We start from the raw sequence: 23829 nt of genomic DNA, 5'->3' as shown, positions 1-23829 counted from the left end.
CCCGGCATAAATACGGCAGGCCTATGGGCAGACCAAGGAATGCAGGGCCAGCGCCGAACCGTCGGTCAGGGAGGCCACCTGGTCGATAGCCACCCGTAGGCGCTCCCCATCCGAACCCGCCTGGTGCCAATCCTCCAGGAAGACGTCCTCCAAGGCATCAGAGGGGGCTGGCGAGTCGGCCATCATGACCTCAACCAGGTCGGTCACGATTTTCAGCTGCTCTGCATGGAAGGGCTCCTTCTCACGGGGAGCCATGACGAAGTAGACCGCAATCCCCTTCAAGGCCACAATCTCATAGGAGGTCCGAGGAGGAATGACCAACCCAGCCGAGTACCTGGTCAGCGGACCTTGGCCGTGGCGGCTTCGGGTGGCCGCCTCCACGGAGTCGGCAAAGCGGCCGATCAGGTAACTGGTGGTGTTCTTCAAAGTAGCCAAGGCCCGGCGTGAACCATCAAAGCCCGTCGGCAACATGCCACGGACGGTCTCCAAGGCTCGGATCAGCTGGTCAGCATCCCAGCGGTCCCCATACCAGGATCGGGCGGCCCGAACCACGCCATCGATGATCCGGGGCTCGGCCAGTCGCTCAGGCACGAAAGAACCGACCACGATGGCGTCCTCCACGTCGTGGACGCTGTAGGCGATGTCATCAGCCAGGTCCATGACCTGGCACTCCATAGGCGTGCTGGCCTGCGGCGCTCCCTGCTTAAGCCAGTGGAAGACCTCCTGGTCATCGGGATAGACGCAGAACTTGGCGGTCCTCTCCCCCTTGGGATGAGCCGAGGCCTCGGCCAGGGTCCAGGGATATTTGACCGCAGCGTCCAAGGCGGCCCTGGTCAGGTTGACCCCTGCTGAACGTCCGTCCGGCTGGAAGACCTTGGGCTCAAGCCTGGTCAGCAGTCGAAGGGTTTGTGCATTGCCCTCGAATCCCCCTATGTCGGAGGCCAGCGAGGACAAGGCACGTTCGCCGTTGTGGCCAAAGGGCGGATGGCCCAGGTCGTGGGCCAGACAGGCACAGTCCACCACGTCTGGGTCGCAACCCAGCATGGTGCCGATCTGCCGTCCGATCTGGGCCACTTCCAGAGTGTGGGTCAGCCGCGTACGCGCGAAGTCGTCGGTGCCGGCGACCAGAATCTGCGTCTTGGCCCCCAACCGACGCAGCGCCGAAGAATGGACCAGGCGCGCCCGATCACGCTCAAAGGCGGTCCTGCTGCTGGTCTTCGGGGGCTCCGGTGCCCACCGTTCCTGATCCTGGGCGGAGTAGCCCTCAGCCAGCAGGCGAGATCCGCCTTCCTCGTCAGTGCCCATCAGGCGCGCGCTCCGTTCAGTCCAGACTGTCTACAACCACCACTTCAGTGGGGACGTTGCCCGCCGTAGCCTTGGAATAGGGGCAAAGCTCCTGGGTGCGCTCCACCAGGCGGGTGGCCAAATCACGATCGACACCGGGCAGACAGACTTCAATCAGAGCCTTGATGCCGAAGGACTCGCCCTGGTCACCAAGGGAGATATGAGTGCGCACCTTGCTCTGGGCCAGCTTGGTGGCCGGCACGCGCAGCTCCTTGCCGGCCAGTCCCATGGCTCCCTGGAAGCAGGCGCCCCAGCCGATGGCGAAGAGTTGCTCGGGGTTGGTTCCCTGACCCTTGCCCCCCATGGCCTTGGGTGTATCCAGGTCCAGGGAGAGATCGGGCTCATGGCTGTCAGCATGGCCCTCGCGGCCTCCGGTGATGTCAGCTACAGCTGTGTATGAGATATTGCTTGGTTCATTTCCTGTATATGTAGTCATAACCTCATCTCACCACTTATATTGCCCCTTGACAAGGCCCCAAGCCCAGGTTCTACCTGTGATAGTGGTCTCAAAGAATGGATCCAGGGGCAATCAGGTGCAGGTCGGAAGGGTCGACCACCTCATGCACGCCCAGGTAGAGCCGTGGAATCCTGCCACGCAGGCAGGTGAAGATCTCATAGCTGATGGTGTCGGCGGCCCGGGCCCAGTCATCAGCGGTTGGCTCAGCCTGAGCCTCCCCCCTGCCCGGCCCGAAGAGCACAACGGTATCGCCCTCGCTCACCCCTAAGTCAGATGCCATGCCCGCTAGATCCAGTACGCACTGGTCCATGCAGACCCTTCCAGCGACGCGAACCAACTTGGGCCCTTGGCGAGTCATCAGACGGACGGGACCTCCCAGGTGCTCCCGACCCATAGCGCCCTGGCGGTCGAAGCCCGAGGCCGACCGATGGATCCCATCGGCGTAACCCAGGGGCAAGATGGCTGTGCTCGTCGGCTTCTCCGTCAGATAGGTTCGGCCATAGGAAATGCCGTGACCGGCCGGCATATCCTTGACCGTGCCCAGCTGGGCCTGAAGGGTCATGGCCGGGCGCAGACCATAATCGGCCGAAACCCCCATTGAAGGATCAGGCTCGTATCCGTACAGGCCGATGCCGGGACGGGTCAGATCATAACGTATCCCAGGACGGCTGAGCGTGGCGGCTGTGTTAGCCAGATGCCGGATTGCGGGCTTCATGCCGGCGGCCGTCATCCTGTCAGAGAACTCCTCGAAGAGGGCGATTTGCTCGTCAGTGGACGACACGAACTCGTCTACACCGGGCATGTCGGCTACCGCCAGGTGGCTGAAGAGCCCCACAGGCTCCAACAGGCCGCGGGCGGCCAGGCTGGAGAGCTCACGCAGGGCATCCCCGAAGGTTCCAGGGGTGAAGCCGTTGCGTCCAAAGCCGGTGTCCACCTTGATGTGGACGCGGGCAGGCCTGCCGACCCGATCTGCCGCCTGGGCCGCCATGTTCATGGCCTTCAGAGAACCGACACCCAGGTCGATGTCAGCCTGAATCAGCTGGTCAAAGGGGGCGCGGTCCCCATTGAACATCCAGGACAGGATCCGGCAACGGTCGGGGCCGATGCCTGCCCGGCGCAGACGCAGGGCTTCGCTGGACTGGGCCGTGCCCAGCCAAGTTGCTCCGCCCGCCAGCGCCGCCAGAGAGGCAGGAATGAGCCCATGTCCGTAAGCATCGGCCTTGACCACACCCATGACCGCAGCACCAGGATTCGTGGAATGAACCAGATTCACCAGGGTGGCCATATTGGCCTTCAAGGTCCGCAAGTCCACGATAATCTGCCCAGGATAGGCCCGAAGAGCCTGCTCGTAATGCCGCTGGCCCTCGGGCCCGGAGAACCGCCATGCCGGTGCTGCGCTCAATGTCATGGCTCCATTGTGCGACGGCGCTGCGACGGTCGGTCCCGCTCTCAGACGGCGACCAAGCGCTTGGCCTCCCTTTCGCGCTCAGCCAGGTCAAGGGGACGATTGTGCAGCTGATAAGCCACCCGCACGTTCTCGATCTCCTTGTTTTCAGGCATGATGATGTTGCCGCAGCGGGTGAAGCCATGGGTCTCCAGGATGTGCTGCATGGCGTAGTTCTTCAGTCCCGTATCGGCGCGGATGTTCTCGTACCGGCGCATGCTCCAATCGAGCAGGTCCCCGGCCGCGTGACGCCCCAGTCCCGAGGCGGCCACCCGATGGATGGTGGTATAGGGCTGATCGTCCAGCCAGCTGCCATCAATGACCCTATAATCCGGTTCCGGGTCATGGAAGAGGGCGAAAACGCCGATGATGCGCTCATGGCTGCCCTTGTGCTCGTCCAACTCCGGTTCAGGGTAGACGGGATCCTCAGGAATTTGATCCATACCGGCCGCATCGTCAACCAATAGCATGGTGTGGCCACCGGCGATGTCCTCGCGGATGCGTTCGGGCAGGGGGTACTTGTCCCCCCACTGACGTGGGTTGCCGGTCTGCGCCATCCGCTTTCTGGCGTAGGCGTAGACAGGCATGATCGCCTCAAAGTCGTCCATGGTGGCATGACGGATCCAACGTGCTGTTTCCATCGCGTACCTGCTCACTGTGGCTACCTCTTTCTCGACCGGTGCGGCAGGGACGAAACCCGCCCCTGCGATTGCCGAAGTACGAGTGTATCCATCAGCAGGCAGTCACGCGGTGAGTACGCATTGAGCGAATCAGGGAATAGTGTGGGCTATTCTGCAGCCTCACGAACCAGGTTTTCCGAGAGGAAATGACGAGCACAGGTCAGGTTGACCACGCTTGGTCAGCTGACCAGACGGTTTGGCATGACCACATGCCGCAGGAACTCCTGGCCCAAAGGAATACCAAGGATCAGGCACGAGTGGCCAATTCGTACCAAATGCTTTAGGCGGGGACACTTCAAAAAGAAAAACTGGGCAGGGTTCTGCCCTTGCCCAGTTTCCACGTTTGTGAAACTCAGACCAGCTTGCGCTCGTAAGGATCGGAGCTGATGCCGGCAGCGACAATATCACGGCTCCACTGCTTCGCCGAGAAGAGCGAATGATCGCGGTAGTTGCCGCAGGAGGTGATCTCGGTGCCCGGCACGTCGTCCCAGGTGGCCTTTTCGGCGATGAACTCCAGGGACTCCTTCAGGGCCTTGGCCACGTCCTCGGTCGAATGACGACCCCAGGCAAGCAGGTGGAAACCCGTCCGGCAGCCAAAAGGCGAGCAGTCGATATAGCCAGGGATGCGCTCGCGCAGGAGCACGGCAATCGTGTGCTCTATGGTGTGCAGCCCGGCAGTTGGAATGGCGTTCTGATTGGGCTGAACCAGGCGTAGATCATAGTTGGAGATGATGTCTCCCTGAGGGCCCTTCTCCTCGTCGATCAGACGAACGTAGGGCGCCTTGACCTTAGTGTGATCCAGCTGGAAGCTCTCCACGATTGGTTTGTCAGCCATTGCTCTTTCCTTTCTTGTCGGGTGCCCAATATGAAAGGCAGCCGCGATGAAGTCATGTATATCCAATGGTAGGCCGACCCGCCTATCAGGCTCTGCCGCGCCCGCCGGCTACCTTCGCTTCTCTACCGGACGAGAACTCGGAGATGACCCCCATGAACTGGGGTCCATATTGCTCCAGCTTGTGCTGTCCCACCCCGTTGACGGCCAGGAAGGTTGCATCATCGACGGGCCGTAGGCGACACATATCGCGCAGGGCCTTGTCCGAGAAGACGATATAGGGAGGCTTGCCGATTTTGTGGGCTATGCTGGTCCGCAGATCGCGCAGCTTCTGGAAAAGCTTCTCATCCTCTGGAATGACATCACTTGCACCGGCCGAGTCGAGACCGCCATCGTCGAGCGTCGAAGAAGATCCACCGCCGAAGACCTTGCCTGAAGCACTCGGGCGTTCCGTCCGCTTGATTTCGTAGTGAAAGTCCGGACTGACCGTCTGCGCGGCCTTGGGTCCGAAATGGACCATGGGCAGCCGCCCTTCGGTGATATACAGATACCCGTCCGAGGCCATCTGGTTGAGCACGTCGCGAATTCGCGCCTCTGGTACCTGGGCCAGAGCGCCATAGCTGGGACACCGATCCAGCCCTCGCCGAAGAAGATCCTGCGAGCGCGAACCCCGGAGGATCTGGGCGATTTTCCCTGAACCGAACCCCTGGTTCACATCATGCACGCATCTGCTGATGGCACGGGCCACATCGCTGACATCGATGGTCTTGAAGGTGCTCAGACAGTTGGAACAGTTCCGGCAGCCGCCGCTGTCCGTGTCGGTATGTTCTACCGGGGCGAATTTGCCCTTGTCGGCCTCGGCGGGCGAAAGACCTGCGGCAGCCTGATCCACCTCCTCACCGAAGTACCGCAGCATGTACTGGTGAAGGCAACCGGTGGTCCGACAGTAGCCAATCATGACGTTGAGCAGACGCCGGTGTTCGGCCCTGACCGCTTCAGCCTGCTCACCGGTCAGTCTGTCGTTGCCGTTGTCCATGTCCAGCAAACGTCTGCGGGTGACGATGTCGCTCTCGTTCCACAGCAGCGAGCATCGGGCGGGCTCACCGTCACGTCCCGCCCTGCCGGCCTCCTGGTAGTAGGCCTCGATGCTCTCAGGCATGTTGTGATGGATGACATATCGCACATTGGACTTATCGATGCCCATGCCGAAGGCATTGGTGGCCACGACCACCTGCACCTTGTCGTTGACGAAGTCCCGCTGCGCCTGTTCCCTGTCCTGGGTATCCATGCCGGCGTGGTAGCTGACAGCGCTGACACCTGCCTTGCTCAGATCATCTGCCAGGGCTTCGGTCTCCTTACGGGTGGCGCAGTAGACAATGCCTGAGTCATTTCCATGCTTCAGGGCGTACTGGACCACCCAGCGATTCTTGTATTTGCTCTCCAGTTTGATCACGTCAAAGAAGAGGTTGGGTCTGTCGAATCCAGTCACCGCCACATAGGGGTCGTCCAAGCCCAACATGTATACGATGTCGCGCCGAACCTTCTCGGTCGCCGTAGCGGTGAAGGCTGCCACCGTGGGCCGATTGGGCAGGGATCTGATGAAATCGCCGATGCCCAGGTAGGCAGGGCGGAAGTCCTGACCCCACTGCGATACGCAGTGGGCTTCGTCCACAGCCAGCAGGGAGATCCTCGTATGCTGGGCGAATTCCCTGAATCTGGGGGCATCCAGCCGCTCGGGAGCCACGTAGAGGATCTTGCTGCGCCCTTGTGCAGCCTGAGCCAGGGCCAGGGACTGCTCATCCATATCCTGGGTGGAATTGACGAACGAAGCCGGGATTCCCGCATCCTCCAGCCCGTCAACCTGGTCCTTCATCAGGGAAACCAAGGGAGAGATGACGATGGTCAGACCGTCCAGAAGGGTGGCAGGAATCTGATAGCAGATTGACTTGCCAGCTCCGGTCGGCATAACACCCAGGCAGTCTCGCCCATTCAGGATGGTCCTGACCAGATCCTCCTGACCCGGGCGAAAGGACTCATATCCGAAATACCGCTTCAGCGCCTGCCCTGCATCCTGGATGTCCACCATGATTCCCCAGTCTATTGCCCCGGCAGGAGTCAAGCAGCGGGCGAACGACCATGTGGTCAATCGTCGCCGAGATGCATAGCTATTTGCCACTAACCCAGAATGCTCAACCCTTGGATGGCTGGTAGCTGCCGACGGCTGGTGAGCCAGTAGCTGAACATGATGCATATGGCCGAGAAGACAAGGGTGAAGACCACCTGGGGCCAAAGCAAATACACAGTGAAGTATCCCCATAGGTCAGAATTCATGAAGGGACTCAAGGTCTTGTACATCCAATGGCCGCGCGTCAGATTGAGCATCCGAACCGCCGTTTGCGGCCAACCCCAGAAATTCCAGCCGGAAATCGAATGCCAGAAACCAACACAGATCAACAACCCTACCAGCAGCAGGCATCCGCCTTTTCGATCAAGACGGGCGGCGAGGTCACCCAGCACCTGCCCAAGCAGAACGACGGCCACCTGCACCATGAAGACATGCAAGGCCAGAGCCAGCCAACGGGACGGCTGCTGGTCATACGACCGGTTAAAGCATGATGCACTCCAGGGATCAAGAGTGAGTCTCCAAGGTGAGCAGCCCTGCACGAGAAACCTTTGGTAACTTTCCGTAAAGGGCATCCATCCAATTTGGCCCAGGTTGCTGATAATGGCGATCCCAATCATGAAAGTAGCTGTCGCTAGGGCCATGACCACATTGGAGATGATCTGGGTCCAAGCGATTGTGGACCGGGTCACGGCGTTGGAGATTAGGGGCCGGAAAGTCGTCAGTGAGCAGGCAAGGGCGGTGGCCATGAACACCATCTCGGTGAACAGACCAGTGAAGCCAGAGCTTAGGGGAATAAACCCCACAACTCCCAGAGCGAGGACGAGAGCCCAAATCAAAAAGACGATCAGCCTCGGCATCACCTGTACACGCAGGGCCATCCGGGTCTGCACCGCAGGCGACAGGAAGCGTTTGATTTGGGCCCATCCTTCAGCCGGTCCCGCACCGACGTCGGGCCTGTCTGACCCTGGCTTGGTCTTCGTCCGCACTGCCTCTGCAACTTGCATGTTATTCATTGTGTCGCACCTTCCGTAATCTGGACGAAGTAGGTCTGCAGATCCATGGGGGCGACAATAAGACCCTTGGGCTGCTCGTCAGGCACCGGCCCCTCGAAGCTGACGCGCAGCAGGTCGCCGATGCGCTGCCTGCTCAGCAGCTGCGGGTCGCCCTGGGCAAGGTAGCCCTCTACATCACGCGGACGTCCAGTGACAGTGGTCCCCAGGACTGACAGATCATCCACGCTGAAAGATCGCAGGACCCGCCCCTGGTCGATGATCGTAGCGCGGGAGATGAGCTGGCTGACCTCGTTGATGATATGGGTAGCGATGATCATGGTCGGTCCGCGTCGCTGATAGGACTCCAGAACGAAGGCGTAGATTCTCTCCCTGGCCGCCGCATCCAATCCTGTCGTCGGTTCATCCAGAATGAGGTATTCCACAGGCAGACAGAGTCCGATGGTGTCCTTGACCACCTGACGCTGCCCCATGGAAAGGGAGGCAAAAGTGTCAGTCAGCCTCAATGCGAAGCTCTTAAGAATGCTCTCGGCCAAGTGCCAGTCGAAATCACCGTAAAACCCCTCGGCCATGGCAAATGCCTGCCTAATGTGCCGTCGGGATGGATAGGGCCAGGTTTCGTTGACCAAGGCCACGCGGCGAATGATTCTCGAATCGTTGACCAGCCCGCTTCCGTCCAAGTGGACCAGCCCATGGTCAGGAAGTATCCTGCCCGTCATCAGATTGCACAGGGTGGACTTGCCGGCCCCGTTCCGCCCGAAGAGTCCGTATATATTACCGGGCTCAAAGCAGAGCGAGATCTCATCCAGGGCCTTCAGCTTTCCGTACGATTTGTCCACCTTGGAAACTGTCAGACTCATTGGTAGACCCTTTCTATGATGGCGTCCAGGTCCTCACGGGATACGTCCAGAGACTTGGCTTCCTCGACCAGATCCTGGAACCTTCCGTTCAGGAGTTCACTCCTGCGACGCTCACGAACGCTTCGGCCCGCACCGGCAGTGACAAACATGCCCAGCCCCCGCCGTTTCTCCAGAAGACCCCGGTCGACCAGCAGGTTCATCCCCTTGAGGACGGTTGCCGGGTTGATCTGGTAAGCGGTCGAGATTTCCGTGGTGCTGGGAATCCTTTCACCATCGGCGACCAAACCATCGGCTATGGCTTCGGCCAACCTGTCCGCCACCTTCACGAAAACTGGCCGGCCATCCGGTATTTCGATCGCCATCGTTTGACCGCCTTGTCTGCCTTGATTCAGGGCGTCGAGTCAGGACCCTTACTACTGTTTATTACTTAGTTACTTGAGTAACTAACCAATAGTCTACAATTTACTTTCCCAACCGTCAATTCAGGTGCTGTTTTAATCTGCCCGCTTGCTCCGCACATATGCCCCCGCCGCCCTCTCTTATCCGGCAGGGACGGGCATGCCCTCATGTAATTCTGCTTGCCCGGATGCCGGACAAGTCCCGGTACCTATAGGGTTGCAGCTGCCAGTAGCTGACGAGTATATGACTGACTGGGGTGATTGAGGATGGTCCTCACAGGCCCCTCCTCCACCACCTTCCCCTGGCTAAGCACCATGACCCTGTCCGCGATGTGCTGGACCACCCCCAAATCATGGGAAATGATGATCAAGGACATGCCCTTGGACGGATCGCTCTGCTGCCTGGACTGGGCCATGATGGATTGAAGGGTATGGAGAATTCCGACGCGTGCCGAGACGTCGATGGCGCTCATTGGCTCATCGGCCAAGAGTATCCGGGGCTTGACGATCAGGGCCCGGGCTATGGCCGCCCGCTGGGCCTGGCCGCCAGACAGATCTGAAGGATAAGCCGTCATGATTCTGCCTGGGTCAAGCTGAACCTCTGACAAGACCTTGGCCACCCGATCAGCGAGCTCTCGCTCCCTCTGATATCGATGCCAGCCGTATCTGCTCGCCTTGAGCCTGGCAGCCAGAAGAGGTTCGGCGACCGATCGGCCGATTGTCCATCGCGGATCGAGAGAGGCAAAGGGGTTCTGAAAGACCAGAGCAGAGTCCCGCACAAGTGCCTTGGCGGCCTGGGAACCATGCAGAACGGGTCCACCCTCATATGCCACCTGCCCGGCATCAGGCCTCAACTGGCCCAGGAGCAGACGTGAAAGCGTGGTTTTTCCTGAACCAGACTCCCCTATGATCGCCAGGCACTCCCCTGGCAGAAGGGAGACATCGATGCCGTCAACCGCAGCCTTTCGAGCCGTTCCACTTCCTGTGGAGGCATAGACCTTGGTCAGGCCCCTCCCTGTCAGGATCGGATCGGTATGTGCACCGTCAGTCGGCCTCATGCTTGCCTCCATCTGCACTCAGCGTCAACTCTCTTGCCGCCCTCACCAAGGTCCTGCCCTGTGGACTGCAGGGACTGTGCAGAATGCTCTGAGTCTGCCCGCTTTCCACCACTCGACCAGCGTCAAGGATGTAGCAGTAATCAGCAACCCGAGCCAGTACGGAGAAGTCGTGGGTGATGAACAGGAGGGAGGCCCCGCTCTGATCGACCAGGGAAACCAGCAGATCCACAATCTGCCGCTGGGTGATGGCATCCAGGGCCGTGGTCGGCTCGTCTGCCAGTATCAGTCTGGGCTTGGTGACCAAGGCCGTGGCTATGGCCGCCCGCTGCTGCTGGCCCCCGGACAGCTCATGCGGATAAGAGCCGGCCAGATCCGCATCCAACCCGACCTGGTCCAATATTTCCATGACCCGTCTGTGCCGTTCCTGGACGCTCAGCCGATAGTGGCGACGAAGAGGAAGCTCGACCTGGTTGTATATCTTCTTTACCGGGTTCAGGGCAGTGGAGGGATTCTGAAAGATCATGCCGATCCGGGAGCCGCGCAAATCCGCCAGGGACCGGTCATCGGAACCGAGAATCTGAAGCCCATCCACGAGAATGGATCCCGATAGAGAGGCCGTCAGTGGTGCGGTGCCCAAAACGCTGCGGGCGATCATCGACTTTCCGGAGCCGGAGGACCCGATCAGGCCGACCCGTTGGCCGTCTGCAACTCTGAGGTCCACCTGGTCAAGAATGGTGCGGCCATTGATGGACAGGTTCAGGCCGTCAATACTCAGCGACATCATTGTCTCCCTCGCCTGCATGGATCGTATTTTCGACATGACGACCGGAGTCATCCAATTGTGCAGAAGTCTCCCGGTGCACGAAGTGAAGAGCGGACCGCCCGGCGACAGCCACGGCGGCCCTGAGCCTTGGATTGGTAACCGGATCGATGGCATCACGCAGGGCATCACCGAACAGGTTCAAAGCCACCACCACCATGGTGACCACCAGACCGGGCCAGAGCACGTTCAGTGGGAAGACGTTGATGAACTTGACCGAGGTGGTCAGCGAGTGCCCCCAGGAGGGCAGACCGGAGGGAACGCCCACCCCCAAGTAAGTCAACCCAGCTTCAGCCAGGACGGAAGTCCCCGCCGACATGGAGAGCTGCACGGACAGAACCGGAATGACATTGGGCACCAGGTGGGTGCAGAAGATTCTGAAGGACCCGACCCCACTGTGCCGTGCGGATCGCACATAGTCCGACTCCGCCGCCAGGAGCGCCTGGGGCCGTACAATCCGGGCCAGGTTGAGTCCGTAGCCGAATCCGCAAGCCACGACGACCACGGCGATACTGGGCCCCAGAGGGACAGCCAGGATCAGGGCCAACAGAACTGTGGGCAGGGAAATCAGGGCGTCGACCAGGACCACGACCGTCTGCGATACTCCTGAACGGCGCGAGACCATGGCCATGACCAGGAGGAGTCCCAATACGCCTGACAGGATGACAGCCAGAAGGCTGATGGCCAGGTTGGTGGCCGACCCCGCCATCAGCCAGGAAAGGATGTCCGCTCCGGTACCGTCCGTTCCCAGAAGGTGGGCGCGGCTGGGGGCCTGCCAGATCCGATAACCGTCGGTATTCCAAATAGGGACCGGGGTCCAGAACCTGGAGACCAGGGAGACCAGAATCCAAATGGCCAGAACGATCAGGGAGTATCGCCCCGAGGCCTTGCGCCACATGCTGGCCAGCACCACCCGCACCCGCACGAAGAATCCTAGTTGCCCGGGGAATGCAACCCTCGATCCCAAGCGCGATCTGCCTGTATGCTCCCAACTCATCAGTCAGCCACCTCCTGCCTGACCGCACCTCGGAAACGCGGATCGATCAGTCTATGGATAACGTCCACCAGCAGTCCCAGAAAGAGGAAGAAGGCCGCCAGAAGAAGCAGCTCGGACTGAACAGCCGGAAGATCCCGGTTGCCCACATCGGTGATCAGCATGGAGCCCAGTCCCGGTAGGGCGAACAGGTTCTCGCTGACCATGACCCCGGTGATCATCTCAGCCATGGTCAACCCGACCACCGAGACCAACTGGGGGGAGGACAGCCGCAGACCGATGTGCAGGGCGGCCTGGGTTCGGGTCATCCCGCAGGCCATGCCCATGTCCACATACCCCGATGAAAGCATGTCGCCCAACAAAGAGCGGGTGTATCGCATGATTCCGGCGCCTACAATGATACCGGTGGACAGAGCAGGCAGGATCAAGGACGCCAGGGCCTGCCCAGGCCGAGCCCAGCCGAGAGCAGGAAAGCCCTGGGATGGCAGCAGGCCAACCAGACCACTCCCCTTGGCGAAGAGCATGATCAGAAGCAGTCCTGACCAGAGGGCCGGCACGGATCCACCCACGATGGCTGCCATATGGCTGAAGGACTGCATTCTTGGCGAGCGTGCCAGAGCTGCCGCACAGCCCAGGGGAATACCAAGCAGCAGAGCCACAGCCAGTCCCAAAAGAATGAGTGGGAAGGTGATCTGGGCCCGGATGCCCACCTGGGAGGCGATGGAACGGTTGGTCAGAATGGACCTACCCAGGTCTCCTTCCAGAAAGTCGCTGATCCAATCCAGATACTGTCTTGGGTAGGAGCGATCCAGACCCATCTGCCGACGCAGCCGGTCGACGCGTTCGGGCGGGGCATCCAGTCCGGCCATGACGGCGGCCACATCACCGGGCAGTATGCGCAGTGCCAGGAAGATCAGCAGGGAGATGCCTATCAACGCCAAAAGGAAGAGCACCAAGCGCCGCATCAGGAATCTGGCCATGGTCATCCCCGCCTATAAATCACGTCGGACAGAGGCATGAGGGACTGGTTCAGATCGACCGGGAAGCCCTCCAACCCCGTCCGCCAGGCCGTGGTCACCCGATAGTTGAAGAGCCAATCCGCCGCCGCATCGCTGCTGACAATTTGGGCGGCCCAGGCCAGGAGCCTGTCGGAGTCATCGGCGGAGGTCGTGGCCATGGCCTTCTGATAGAGCTCCTGGACCTGACGATTGTCATAGTTGTAGTAGTAGCCCGGGTTGGCCCACTGATGGAAGTCGTGGCTCTCGCCATGATCCACCAGAGACAGGTCATAGTCCTTGTTGGCATGTACGTCCTGCAGCCATACCGAAAACTCCACCACCCTCACATCCAGGTCAATGCCCACCTGGCGCAGCTGCGAGCGCAGCTGATCACCCAACTCGCTGCCGTAGGTGTTGGCGTAGGTCAACCGCAGCCTGAGACGGTGGTCGGGACCATACCCAGCCTGGGCCAGGAGCCTCCGTGCCTGCTCCGGATCGTGGGGGTAGAGCCCGGTCAGATCCTGATAGCCGGGATCCAGAGAGGGTATGGGTCCGCCCAGGGCCCTGTCCGATCCGCCTCGGGAAGCGATCAGCTGCCGATGATCGATGGCATGGCGGATGGCCTGTCGCACCCGCGGATCGGATGTGGCGGCACCCTTGCCGTTCATGGCCAGGACGTACTTGTCGGTGTCGTCGCCCGCCTTGACCTGGAAGTCGGGGCTGTTGCGGAAGGGACCGGCCAGGTTCTCGGTAACAGGTGCCAGCACCTGCACATCCCCGCTACGCAGGGCATTGACGGCGGCATTGTCGTCATTGAGGTAGCGGATGACGATGGTCGGCGTCTTAGGCTTATCACTGCCCCAGTAGTGCGGGTCGGCCTTGAGTGTGACCGAGTCGTTTGGACGGAAGCTTTCCAGCAGGTATGGGCCGGATCCCACGGCCTGGGTCTTCATGTCGTAATGAGCCCGCCGGTCAAAAACCAGGCCAGCCCGGCCGCTCAGCTGCCAGAGCAGATCCTGGTAGGGTCTGGACAGCGTTAGGCGCACCGTCAGTGGATCCGAGGCCTGAACGTCCTGGAAGCCCTCCAGCATCTCGCTGCCCTGATAGTGGCCAGCCATAAGCCCGCGAATGGAGTCGACCACGTCCTGGGCCCGAAGAGCATGACCGTTGGAGAAGCGGATGCCCTCATGCAGGTGGAAGGTGTAGACCAGGCCGTCCTCTGAGACATTCCAGGTTTTTGCCAGGCCCGGGCGCACCCGGTTCCGGGAATCCCGCGATACCAGGCCCTGATAGACGTTGCCTATCAGAAGCTGATCCAGCGCCGTGCCTGACTGGTTGCGGATGTCCAGATTGGTGGGAGCCAGCTTGAGCCCCACCGTGACCGTATCCGCCACGGTTCCGCTCTCGGCCTGACCAGCGACTCCACGATGGCCGGTCCACAGGGAGAGGGCCAAGGCCAAGGCCAGCAGGAGACTGAGGAGCTTCCAAGGCAGGGTGCTGCCACCTGACCTCATGGGCCTAATCCTGGCATTAAGTTCGGGGTCAGTGCTGGGGCCTGGCTCCTGGGCCGTATCCGTATCTGTGGCGGTCACGCTGCCATGGGCATGCGTGCCGTGTCGATCTGCATTCATTGACGAATCCTTATGCTGCGGTTGACCGCCATTCTGGTCGATCACCGCCCACCAGCATACTCCCCGAAGCCATCACTCAGGCTTATGCGCTTAGGATGGATTCGGAAAGCGCCACGCGCCCGGACGACGGCAGGGAGGAAGAGACATGCTGCTGGCCATCGACATCGGCAACACCAACATCGAGGTCGGATTCATGGAGGGCGACCGGGTCGCCGCCTCCTACAGGCTGACCACAAGAATCGACCACACGGCCGATGAGTTCGGACTTCTGCTGGGGCAGCTCATGGCCCTGGCCGGCTACAAGACTGTGGACGTGCAGGACGCCATCATCTCTTCAGTGGCTCCCGCGGTCATGCACGCCGTCAGGGCTTGCCTTGTCCGTTTCTTTTCCATCGACCCCATTATGGTGGGCCCCGGCGTGAAGACAGGTATGAACATACGTTTGGACGACCCGCGTTCCCTAGGCGCCGACTGCTTGGCCGACTGCGTGGGCGCATTCAACCGCTACGGAGGACCGGTCCTGGTCATCGATTTCGGCACAGCCACAACATTCAACTATGTGGATGACAAGGGCGCCATTCGCTCAGGCCTGATCGTGCCTGGCATCCGCTCGGGGGCCCAGGCCCTTGCCGGTCAGACCGCCCAGCTGCCCCAGGTGGAGATCACCCGCCCTCAGACCATCATGGCGACGGGCACCAGGACCGCCATGCAGGCCGGACTCTACTACAACTTCCTCGGCGGCTTGGAGCGAATCATCCGCCAATACCGTAGCGAGATAGAGCGGGACTTTCACGTGGTGGCCACGGGCGGCATGGGCCGTACATTCTCACAGGACACTGACCTGATCGAGGTCTACGATCCCGAGCTGATATTCGCCGGCATGTACAGGATTCACCAGCTCAATGCCGATGGCCGACCACACGCTGCACCAGGGCGCCATTGACCTGCAGACTGGCCTGCTGGCCATCCCCGTCGATGCTGGCCAGTGAGCCCACCAGAACCTGGCCCTCCAGCTGAACCTGCACCGGATGCCTGGTCCGGTTGAACAGAAAGACGAAGCGCGTCCGATCATCCTGGCTGACTCGCTCGACTCTCAACAGATCGGAATCGCCCTGGGCCGACCTCATTTCGGCGACATCCAGGGCCTCCAGCAGGGCAGGAATAACCTTGGCCAGACCTTGGGCATCCATACGGCAACCCAGGTAGGCGGCCTTGCCATGACCCCAGTCATGAACGGTCATGGCCGGCATGCCATCCATCCCCGTCCAGGGATCCGCCCGGTAGCTTGCCAGGACCTTGGCGCCCTTGTCCAGGTGCCCGATGACATCGGCCCAGTCGTGGGCCGTGACCCCGTTGGTCAGGTCCAGATGGTCCAGCAGACCGGGCGTGCCGGGAGCCATGGGTGCGAACTCCTCGACCGACAACCCCAACAGGTCCCGAAGCGGCCCCGGATACCCGCCGGTCCAGACCCGGTCCTGCTCGTCGGCGATACCGCTGCCCCAGGTGACGATCAGCCGCCCTCCACTATGTACATACTTGTGCAGTCGCTTGGAGAGATCGGCGTCAATCAGGTATAGGGCCGGCAGAACCACCAGCGGGTACTCCTCCCAGGTAGCCCTGACCGGCAGGACATCAGGCCGGATGGCGTTGTCCAGAAAGGCCCGGTACCAGACCGGCGGCTCCTGGCCATGTTCGACCCGGTCGCTGGGCGAGGACGCGTGGGAGCTGGCCCACTGGCTTGCGTAGTCGAAGACCAGGGCCAGCGGGGCCTTGGCCAGCGTACTACCCGCCAGACCGGCCTGCGAGAGCCCCTGCAAGTCCACTCCCAGCTGGCAGACGTCACGGAAGACGGCCGTGTCCTCGCCGGCATGAGGGAGCATGGCCGAGTGGAACTTTTCCGCGCCAGCCCGGGACTGCCTCCACTGGAAGTAGCAGATGGCATCAGCACCCAGGGCCAGATGAGCCAGGGAATCGCGCTCCAGCTGTCCGGGCTCCTTGCGGGGGTTGACCGGCCGCCAGTTGACCGCCGACGTGGACTGCTCCATGAGCCACCAGGGGCGCCTACGGGCGATGGCATCCACCAGGCTGGAGGAATAGGCCAGCTCCTCCAGATGATTCCTGCCCGGCGTCGCATAGTGGTCATTGGCCACAAAGTCCACCTGGTCGCCCCAGTCGTCGTAGTCCAGGGCGAATCCGCCGGCGCTGACCATGAAGTTGGTGGTCAAAGGTATATCCGGGGTGATCTCAGCCAAGGTGTCACGCTCGGCCATATAGAAATCCTTGAGGGCATCGGAGCTGAACCGCTCGAAGTCCAGCATGCGGCCCGGATTCTGGAAATTCCCCTGGCCGATAAAACGCGGCGGCAGAATCTGCGAGAAGTCGCTCAGCCTCTGCGACCAAAAATTCGTGCCCCAGGCGCGGTTGACGGCCTCGATGTCCTTATAGCGGCGGCGGCACCAGCGCTGGAAGGCCCTCATCGCATCGTCGGAATAGTCGAAGCGATTGTGACAGCCATACTCGTTGCCCACATGCCAGGCCACCAGATAGGGGTTGTCCCGGTAGTGCTCGGCCATGGCCCGGCACAGCTTCAAGGCGTAGGAGCGGAAGACCGGCGAGGTGGGTCGCCAGTGCTGACGAGCCCCGGGCCAGACCGTGTCGCCACGCTCGTCCCTGAGCAGAACCTCAGGATGGGCCTGGGTCAGCCACAGCGGCGGCGAGGCTGTGGCCGAGGCCAGATTGACCCCGATGCCGGCCCGACCAAGCTTGTCAATGACCCGGTCCAGCCAGTCGAAGTCGAAAACACCCTGGCTGGGCTCGATGCGCGACCAGGAGAAGACCGCCAGGGCCACCACGTTGACTCTGGCCTGGTTCATAAGACGGATGTCCTCGTCCCAGACCTCCTCCGGCCACTGATCCGGGTTGTAGTCACAGCCGTACCAGAGTTGGGATGTCTGCTTCTTCAAGTGACTAGGCCAACGGTAGGGACGAAGTTCAGATTTTCTCATGAAACGAATCCTCCCGGATGCTATTCAGTACTGTTTTGCATAGGCCTCTGGCAGCCAACCCACCACCCCATCTTCGAGGCCCAGCTTGGTCACTACCCAGTATCGGATACAATCACTCCATTATGGCCTTAGTTGATGACAGAGTCGAAGGATGTTCGGGAGGAGAATTCCCGTTCCCCTCCCGAATAGGAGTCGCTAAAGGTCAAGGAACGAGCGACCAGGCAAAAAACGGAACTGATCTTCAAACGCACAGCCCTTATCCACAACTTTAATGCCGATGGCTACCTTGGCATTAGTTCATCCTATTCAAAAAAGCCCGCCTGCCCCTGGGAAATAACAGCATTGATAGCCTCAGACCAAAAATAGTAGACTACATATGGTGACCGAGCACTTGCATCTTGTTCTGAGCTGTTTGCCGTCAATTCCCTGAAGGACAGCCGAGCTTACTTAACCGAGATTGAAGTCACTTCACTTTGAAGCCTTGCCGGTCTGCATAGGTTGTCAAATCCTTTTGATAATTAGCCATCTCCTTACTAAAAGGTGAACCATTGGAATATACCTTACTGATGTAATCCTTGAACTTCCCACGCGCGTATTCCTCAAACGGGAGGAATTGCCAATCTGTTGAAACGTTCTTGGCGCTTTCCGCAAACACCTTGTTTATTTGTTGACCACCAAAGTAGTCAACTTCTTCACCCTTGGAATTCTTTATTTTGGTGGATTCCAGGAACTTTTGGGACTCCAATGTAGCCTCATCCGATGGGAAAGCACCGCCGTCCACCCTGGACTTGATTCCTTCCTTATCGTGATTTATGAACTCGATGTACTTGTATGCAGCATCGACCTTCTTGCTTGAAGAAAGTATCGCCAAAGACGAACCACCATATTCGGAACTTCTCTTCGACCCATCAGGTGTGGGTAGTGTTGCCACACGCCACTTTCCAGCTCCAGCCGGGGCTGAATTGACCATATTGGTCGGCATCCAGGCACCGATCAGCAAAGACGCAATCGAATCATCCGTCATGCTCCTGAACCACTCATCGCTCCAGTTCGGAGTCTTGGTGTCAACCAAGTCCTCGCTGACCATCTTTTGCCAGAAATCAACATAGGTCTTCACTCCAGGATCAGCCGTCAGATTGACCTTGATCTCGGAGCCATCCTGTGAGGTCTTATAGGGCTTGCCGCCTGCAGCCCACGACATAGCTTCAAAGAAACCGCCATCACCCTCTTCGCTTGTAATGTACGATCCAGTCGCCCTAATCTTCTTGGCTGCCTGGTAGTAATCGTCCCACGTCTTGATTGACGTAGGGTCCACACCACTCTTGTCGAATACATCCTTATTGTAGAAGAAGGCCATAGGCCCTGAATCCATGGGCAAGCCGTAGGTCTTGCCACCCCATTGCACCGCATTCCAAGTACCTGGTGTGTAGAATTTATCGAATCCGCTTGTCCGGTCTGTAATGTCTACCAAGTGTTTGTTGATGGCATACTGGGCCAATGCAAGATACTCCATCTGTGTAACATCGGGCGCCCCGGATCCAGCCTGAATTGCATTGTCCAGAGCAATATAGTGCTTATTGCCCGAACCGACATTACGCAACTTCACTTTGATATTCGGATACTTGGCTTCAAACTTCTTCGTTGCATCAGTCAATGTGGCTTCCCAAGCCCAAACATTCAATTCAACATTGCCTTGGCTGTCGGTTTCTCCCTTGGAGTCACCTGACGAGCCGCACGCCGCGAAGCCAACCATGGAAGGAATAACACAGACGGCCGCTATTGCTTTCATCAATCTACTATTACTTTTCATTACTGCTCCATATCCAGGCCGGCAATCGAGTCGACCTTTCGATTGATTGACGTCATCATCGCCAACGCCGTTATTTAGGGATTTTGGGTATCATCCCCCTTTCGCTTTTCGCCTTTGACAACATCAGTTCTTTGTGAAACATATAAAAACTGACGATAAGCACGCTAAGTACCGATGTCATTCTTCATGATCCTTGTCGGAGGTAGGGATCGTTATTGGGTAAATTACCGTCTCAGCGGTGACAGCACATGCCAACTGGTTGATAACGATAACATTCCCATATAAACGAGGCGCCTTCAAAGTCACTTTTTCTACCCTTTTTCAGATTCAAACAACTGAATCACAATCATTAAAGCTTCGTCACTGCAACACCATTGGGATGAAGAAGGATGTCACCATCCGTCCCCTGAGCTACTGCACAAGAAAGTACAACAGGTTTGCCCTCACACCGGATGGTGACATCCTGGTTTTCCCTATTGAAATAGAAAATGAATCGAACTCCGTCCTTCGACCCTGAGCGTTCAAGGCGGAGAACCTTGCCACTGCAATCTTGATTGGTTCGATTAATTCCCATAAGGTTCAATAATTCCGGCAAAGTGAGAGCAAGCCCCTCCCTACCCAAATGACAACCTATATATGCAGACTGTCCCTTGCCGTAAGTATTCAATGTCACCGCAGGCACACCATTCATTCCAGTATGATCCTCTGCCCTATATGAACTGATTACCCTAGTGGTATCCGCAATGGAAGTGATGCAATCAGCAATATCATGCGCAATCGCGCCATTGTCCAGTTGCAGCTCTCTGATGTTGGTATCACCTTCTTCAATCATGGGTACAAGTTCTTCCGAACGAACTCCCACAACGTCACCTATAAGCCCCGGATAGCCATCAAGCCAAGCTCTATTCTCTTCATCACAAATACCCGTATAGTAAGTAACAAAAAGTCGGCCACCCTTTTTGACATAACCACGGATCCTGTCAGCGTTCTTCTCACTCAGCAGGAAAACACCTGGCAGCACAATGGCTTTGTAGGTTTCCCATTGCTTGCTCAGGGGGACTACATCCGCAGCCAGACCTTCATCTTCTAAGGCTTGGAACCAATCCAATGCCTCGGCCCAATGGTGAATCTTTTGAGACGGCATGGCAATATACTGGTCAGCCCATTCGCTCTGATAGTCAAATACAATGGCAATCTGTGACTGCACTGGCCTGGTTCCAAGCATCCCTTCGTCAGTTAGACAAGACAAGTGAGACCCAAGTTCACAGACCTCATGGAAAATTCGGCTATTCTTACCGGCGTGAGGCAACATGGCCGAGTGAAACATCTCCGCTCCTGCTCTTGACTGCCTCCACTGGAAAAAGCAGATACCGTCGGCCCCTTGGGCAAGATGCGCAAGGGCGTCGCGCGATATCTGACCAGGCTCTTTCCGTTCATTCACCGGTCTCCAATTGACTGCGCCAGTGGAATGTTCCATCAACAACCAAGGATTCTTGCTTGCAATATTGTTCACCAATGAAGAGGAATATGCCAGCTCGTCAAGATGCTGTTTCCCTGGCGTGAAGTAATGATCATTTGAGACAAAGTCCACTTCGGAGCCCCAATCATCATTGTCAAGAATGGAGTTGCTCGCGGTCACCATGAAGTTCGTGGTCAAGGGTATATATGGGGTAATCTTAGAAAGGACATCACGTTCTGCAATAAAGAACTGCTTGAGAGCATCGGAACTGAACCGCCTGAAGTCCAAAACCTTCCCCGGATTCATGAAGTTGCCTTTACCAACAAAACGAGGCGGTAGAATCTGAGAAAAGTCAGTGATGGTCTGAGACCAGAAGGCAGTTCCCCACGCATCATTGACAGCTTCGACACTGCCATATTTCTTTTTGCACCACCGCTGGAATGCCGTCATGGCATCATCAGAATAATCGAATCGATTATGGCATCCGTATTCATTGCTCACATGCCATGCCACCACGTATGGATTATCCTTGAAATGCTTCGCCATCTGTTCGCATAGGCGTAAAGCATACTTACGAAAAACGGGACTGGTAGGTCTCCAATGCTGACGGGCACCAGGCCAACATACGTCTCCCCGCTCATCCCTCCAGAGCACTTCAGGGTGCGCCTGGGTGAGCCACAGGGGTGGTGATGCTGTTGCGGATGCGAGGTCTACGGCAATCCCGGCCTTGCCGAGCATCTCAATAACCTCATCCAACCAGGAAAAATCATATACCCCATCCCGCGGCTCTATCTTCGACCATGCGAATACACCGACAGACAGGATGTTCACCCCTGCTTCCTTCATTAAATCGATGTCTTCACACCATACTTTTTTTGGCCACTGTTCAGGATTGTAATCACCGCCATACCAAATCCGGTTGTCTTGCCCTCTCAAAGGAGATGGCCAACGAAAATTGCTCTTGTTGCTCATTACCGAGTTCACTCCTGTTCATATGCATAGATGGTTTCAAGGCTTTGACCTAAATAGGTTGTCTCAAACTTCGTTGGGATAGCCCGCTGAGGGGAAACTGAACCTCTCACTCTTTGACCGCGCCTGCAGCCAGCCCGGATTGCCAATATTTTTGGAGAGTAAGAAAAGCTATGACAAGTGGGATGATGGTGATCATACTTCCGGTAATGACTAGGTTCTGAATTGCCTGGCCTCCTGTCGTGCTTGCCTGATCCTTCCACTGATTCAAGCCGATGGTCAAGGGATACCAATCCGAATCCTTGAGCATAATCAGGGGCAGAAAATAGTTGTTCCAAGTAGCCACAATGGCGAACAAGGATGTTGTGACGATTCCAGGTGCCAGCAAGGGCAGACTTACACTCCAGAACGTTCTGAACTCGCCGGCACCGTCAACACGGGCCGCCTCTAGCAATTCAGTGGGAACCGCCTGTTCGGTGAATATCCACATCAGATACAGGCCAAATGGACTGATAAGGCTGGGAATGATCATGGCCCAAGGAGTATCGGTCAGCCCCAATTTCGCAAAGAGCAGGAATTGGGGTACAGCAAGAGCTATTCCGGGAACGCTGATTGAACCTATAATGACCGCGAAAACCGCTTTGCGGCCGGGGAACCTAAACTTAGCCAAGGCATATCCTCCCATGATTGCCAGCAAGGTGGCACCCCCAGCCCCGACTACTACGTAAATCAGAGTATTTACAAACCAACGGAGGAAGATACCGTTCTGATAAATACCAAGTAGTTTCAGATTTTCACCAAGTGCAAAGGTATGCCCAAACCCCAAACCAAACGTACTGGTGAAGTCTTCTTGTGTCTTTGTGGAATTTATCACCAGATAGACAAACGGGAAGAGGCAATATATCGCAAAGACCCCCGTAATGAACGTCAAAGACCAACTGCGACGTGGATTTGTTGGATTCGAGAATCCGCTTGCAGCCGACCTCTTACGTTCAGCAGCTTCTTCTTTCGCCAATCTTTTCTTCCTATTCCTCCTTTCCTGGGTAGAAGAAAGGCGGGAAACGGAATCTGTTTTTACATGTTCGGCAGACATACTCATTTCATCTGCTCCTTCATCGTATTAAGCTGAACCGCATATGCGATGGACATAGTTATTACGGCCATTACAATCGCCAGCGCTGCCGCGTAATTGGACTGGTTCCCAGAGAAGCTTAGATTGTAGGCATACATGTTGGGTGTGTAGAAAGTGGTAATCGCATTCCTGGGCACCATATTCTGCATGATGCTGGGTTCGTTGAACAGCTGGAAACTGCCAATGATGCTGAATATGACGGTAATCGCCAAAGATCCCCTCAACTCCGGCATCTTGATCCTTCGGACAATCTGCCACTCCGAAGCACCATCAATTGCGGCTGCCTCATACAGGGAATGAGGAATAGTTGATAAGGACGAATAGAAAATCAGCATATTGTAACCGGTGAACTCCCAAGTAACAATGTTGCCAATTGAAGCCAACAGGACATTCGGGGACAGAACATCAAGATGAATTCCCAGCCATGTATTCAGAGAACCGACCAACCCATATTTCGCTCCATACATAAATGCCCAAATCAAAGTGGATACGACAGCCGGAACCGCATAGGGAAGAAAAGTCGATATACGGAAAAACTTCGTTCCATGAAGTTTCATAGAGTCAATCGCCAAGGCCAACAAAGCCGCAATACAGAGCATGACGGGAACCTGAATGATCGTGAAGAGAGAAACCCTCCCGACTGCACTCCAGAACAGGCCGTCGGCAAACAGGCGCTTATAATTATCAAACCCTACGAATACGGTTCCACCGACCATCCGACTTTCAAAGAACGAAATATAAATCGCATAGAGGATGGGAATGATGAACACAAAAAGGAAAACCAAAACAAACGGTCCCATGAA

The 23829-nt window shown here is 57.7% G+C and carries 20 protein-coding genes; 1 reads left to right on the top strand and 19 read right to left on the bottom strand.

The window, feature by feature from the left end; all coding sequences use genetic code 11:
• Positions 1–21: 21 nt before the first annotated feature.
• The 14 genes from H3T89_RS00410 to H3T89_RS00345 form a co-directional block, all read right to left on the bottom strand.
• Complete coding sequence (locus H3T89_RS00410; protein ID WP_015022198.1) at positions 22–1305, bottom strand: deoxyguanosinetriphosphate triphosphohydrolase; 1284 nt, start codon at positions 1303–1305, stop codon at positions 22–24.
• Between the two features lie 16 nt (positions 1306–1321).
• Positions 1322–1780 (bottom strand): Ohr family peroxiredoxin, encoded by a 459-nt coding sequence (locus H3T89_RS00405; protein ID WP_015022199.1) that lies wholly within the window; start codon positions 1778–1780, stop codon positions 1322–1324.
• A gap of 70 nt (positions 1781–1850) precedes the next feature.
• A complete protein-coding gene (alr, locus tag H3T89_RS00400) occupies positions 1851–3209 on the bottom strand; it encodes an alanine racemase (protein ID WP_198215884.1) in 1359 nt (452 codons plus the stop codon).
• 41 nt (positions 3210–3250) lie between these two features.
• On the bottom strand, positions 3251–3886 hold the full coding sequence (locus H3T89_RS00395; RefSeq protein WP_198215882.1) for an N-acetyltransferase: 636 nt from the start codon (positions 3884–3886) through the stop codon (positions 3251–3253).
• Positions 3887–4277: 391 nt separating this feature from the next.
• Entirely contained in the window at positions 4278–4760 is a 483-nt protein-coding gene (locus H3T89_RS00390) for an S-ribosylhomocysteine lyase (protein ID WP_029678668.1), read from the bottom strand.
• A gap of 85 nt (positions 4761–4845) precedes the next feature.
• A complete protein-coding gene (locus H3T89_RS00385) occupies positions 4846–6843 on the bottom strand; it encodes a RecQ family ATP-dependent DNA helicase (protein ID WP_198215880.1) in 1998 nt (665 codons plus the stop codon).
• An 89-nt stretch (positions 6844–6932) separates the two neighbouring features.
• Positions 6933–7895 carry a hypothetical protein gene (locus H3T89_RS00380; RefSeq protein ID WP_198215878.1) on the bottom strand — a complete coding sequence of 321 codons (963 nt, stop codon included), beginning with the start codon at positions 7893–7895 and terminating at the stop codon, positions 6933–6935.
• The gene (locus H3T89_RS00375; protein ID WP_198203390.1) at positions 7892–8752 is read right to left on the bottom strand and encodes an ATP-binding cassette domain-containing protein; all 861 of its coding nucleotides are present in this window, start codon (positions 8750–8752) and stop codon (positions 7892–7894) included. The genes H3T89_RS00380 and H3T89_RS00375 overlap by 4 nt, the downstream gene beginning before the upstream one ends.
• Complete coding sequence (locus tag H3T89_RS00370) at positions 8749–9114, bottom strand: GntR family transcriptional regulator (protein ID WP_198215877.1); 366 nt, start codon at positions 9112–9114, stop codon at positions 8749–8751. The genes H3T89_RS00375 and H3T89_RS00370 overlap by 4 nt, the downstream gene beginning before the upstream one ends.
• A gap of 245 nt (positions 9115–9359) precedes the next feature.
• Positions 9360–10208: an ABC transporter ATP-binding protein gene (locus tag H3T89_RS00365; RefSeq protein ID WP_198215876.1), complete on the bottom strand. Its 849-nt coding sequence runs from the start codon at positions 10206–10208 to the stop codon at positions 9360–9362.
• Complete coding sequence (locus H3T89_RS00360; protein WP_198216171.1) at positions 10195–10989, bottom strand: ABC transporter ATP-binding protein; 795 nt, start codon at positions 10987–10989, stop codon at positions 10195–10197. The genes H3T89_RS00365 and H3T89_RS00360 overlap by 14 nt, the downstream gene beginning before the upstream one ends.
• Positions 10973–11926, bottom strand: a complete 954-nt coding sequence (locus tag H3T89_RS00355; protein ID WP_232348393.1) for an ABC transporter permease — start codon at positions 11924–11926, stop codon at positions 10973–10975. The genes H3T89_RS00360 and H3T89_RS00355 overlap by 17 nt, the downstream gene beginning before the upstream one ends.
• Before the next feature lie 98 nt (positions 11927–12024).
• Entirely contained in the window at positions 12025–13002 is a 978-nt protein-coding gene (locus H3T89_RS00350) for an ABC transporter permease (protein ID WP_198215872.1), read from the bottom strand.
• 2 nt (positions 13003–13004) lie between these two features.
• The gene (locus tag H3T89_RS00345; RefSeq protein WP_232348363.1) at positions 13005–14651 is read right to left on the bottom strand and encodes an ABC transporter substrate-binding protein; all 1647 of its coding nucleotides are present in this window, start codon (positions 14649–14651) and stop codon (positions 13005–13007) included.
• A 145-nt stretch (positions 14652–14796) separates the two neighbouring features.
• Here H3T89_RS00345 and H3T89_RS00340 point away from each other — a divergent pair, with 145 nt between their 5' ends.
• Positions 14797–15594 (top strand): type III pantothenate kinase, encoded by a 798-nt coding sequence (locus H3T89_RS00340; RefSeq protein ID WP_198215870.1) that lies wholly within the window; start codon positions 14797–14799, stop codon positions 15592–15594.
• Here the strand turns inward: H3T89_RS00340 and H3T89_RS00335 are convergent.
• The 5 genes from H3T89_RS00335 to H3T89_RS00315 all read right to left on the bottom strand — a co-directional run bounded on the left by H3T89_RS00335 (position 15551) and on the right by H3T89_RS00315 (position 23826).
• Positions 15551–17656, bottom strand: coding sequence for a beta-galactosidase (locus tag H3T89_RS00335; protein WP_198215867.1), 2106 nt, complete (start codon positions 17654–17656; stop codon positions 15551–15553). The two genes, H3T89_RS00340 and H3T89_RS00335, sit on opposite strands and share 44 nt — an antisense overlap.
• 463 nt (positions 17657–18119) lie before the next feature.
• Entirely contained in the window at positions 18120–19466 is a 1347-nt protein-coding gene (locus H3T89_RS00330) for an ABC transporter substrate-binding protein (protein WP_198215865.1), read from the bottom strand.
• Between the two features lie 349 nt (positions 19467–19815).
• Positions 19816–21897 (bottom strand): beta-galactosidase, encoded by a 2082-nt coding sequence (locus H3T89_RS00325; protein WP_198215863.1) that lies wholly within the window; start codon positions 21895–21897, stop codon positions 19816–19818.
• A gap of 106 nt (positions 21898–22003) precedes the next feature.
• A complete protein-coding gene (locus tag H3T89_RS00320) occupies positions 22004–22987 on the bottom strand; it encodes a carbohydrate ABC transporter permease (RefSeq protein ID WP_232348392.1) in 984 nt (327 codons plus the stop codon).
• A 2-nt stretch (positions 22988–22989) separates the two neighbouring features.
• Entirely contained in the window at positions 22990–23826 is an 837-nt protein-coding gene (locus H3T89_RS00315; protein ID WP_232348391.1) for a carbohydrate ABC transporter permease, read from the bottom strand.
• Positions 23827–23829 lie beyond the last annotated feature (3 nt).

The organism is Bifidobacterium sp. W8114 (genome assembly GCF_016101165.1).
In the GTDB taxonomy this organism is placed as follows: Bacteria; Actinomycetota; Actinomycetes; order Actinomycetales; family Bifidobacteriaceae; genus Bombiscardovia; species Bombiscardovia asteroides.
Note: the sequence above shows the minus strand (reverse complement) of the source record. Positions and strands in the feature narration are given on the sequence as shown.

Excerpts from the sequence above, each read along its gene's own strand:
- H3T89_RS00360 (WP_198216171.1), bottom strand. The coding sequence starts at position 10,989 with ATGTCGCTGAGTATTGACGGCCTGAACCTGTCCATCAATGGCCGCACC.
- H3T89_RS00325 (WP_198215863.1), bottom strand. The coding sequence starts at position 21,897 with ATGAGCAACAAGAGCAATTTTCGTTGGCCATCTCCTTTGAGAGGGCAA.
- H3T89_RS00320 (WP_232348392.1), bottom strand. The coding sequence starts at position 22,987 with ATGTCTGCCGAACATGTAAAAACAGATTCCGTTTCCCGCCTTTCTTCT.
- H3T89_RS00330 (WP_198215865.1), bottom strand. The coding sequence starts at position 19,466 with ATGAAAAGTAATAGTAGATTGATGAAAGCAATAGCGGCCGTCTGTGTT.
- H3T89_RS00315 (WP_232348391.1), bottom strand. The coding sequence starts at position 23,826 with ATGGGACCGTTTGTTTTGGTTTTCCTTTTTGTGTTCATCATTCCCATC.
- H3T89_RS00395 (WP_198215882.1), bottom strand. The coding sequence starts at position 3,886 with ATGGAAACAGCACGTTGGATCCGTCATGCCACCATGGACGACTTTGAG.
- H3T89_RS00410 (WP_015022198.1), bottom strand. The coding sequence starts at position 1,305 with ATGGGCACTGACGAGGAAGGCGGATCTCGCCTGCTGGCTGAGGGCTAC.
- H3T89_RS00390 (WP_029678668.1), bottom strand. The coding sequence starts at position 4,760 with ATGGCTGACAAACCAATCGTGGAGAGCTTCCAGCTGGATCACACTAAG.
- H3T89_RS00355 (WP_232348393.1), bottom strand. The coding sequence starts at position 11,926 with ATGTGGCGCAAGGCCTCGGGGCGATACTCCCTGATCGTTCTGGCCATT.
- H3T89_RS00380 (WP_198215878.1), bottom strand. The coding sequence starts at position 7,895 with ATGAATAACATGCAAGTTGCAGAGGCAGTGCGGACGAAGACCAAGCCA.
- H3T89_RS00335 (WP_198215867.1), bottom strand. The coding sequence starts at position 17,656 with ATGAGAAAATCTGAACTTCGTCCCTACCGTTGGCCTAGTCACTTGAAG.
- H3T89_RS00375 (WP_198203390.1), bottom strand. The coding sequence starts at position 8,752 with ATGAGTCTGACAGTTTCCAAGGTGGACAAATCGTACGGAAAGCTGAAG.
- H3T89_RS00385 (WP_198215880.1), bottom strand. The coding sequence starts at position 6,843 with ATGGTGGACATCCAGGATGCAGGGCAGGCGCTGAAGCGGTATTTCGGA.
- H3T89_RS00365 (WP_198215876.1), bottom strand. The coding sequence starts at position 10,208 with ATGAGGCCGACTGACGGTGCACATACCGATCCGATCCTGACAGGGAGG.
- H3T89_RS00370 (WP_198215877.1), bottom strand. The coding sequence starts at position 9,114 with ATGGCGATCGAAATACCGGATGGCCGGCCAGTTTTCGTGAAGGTGGCG.
- H3T89_RS00345 (WP_232348363.1), bottom strand. The coding sequence starts at position 14,651 with ATGAATGCAGATCGACACGGCACGCATGCCCATGGCAGCGTGACCGCC.
- H3T89_RS00405 (WP_015022199.1), bottom strand. The coding sequence starts at position 1,780 with ATGACTACATATACAGGAAATGAACCAAGCAATATCTCATACACAGCT.
- H3T89_RS00340 (WP_198215870.1), top strand. The coding sequence starts at position 14,797 with ATGCTGCTGGCCATCGACATCGGCAACACCAACATCGAGGTCGGATTC.
- H3T89_RS00350 (WP_198215872.1), bottom strand. The coding sequence starts at position 13,002 with ATGGCCAGATTCCTGATGCGGCGCTTGGTGCTCTTCCTTTTGGCGTTG.
- alr (WP_198215884.1), bottom strand. The coding sequence starts at position 3,209 with ATGACATTGAGCGCAGCACCGGCATGGCGGTTCTCCGGGCCCGAGGGC.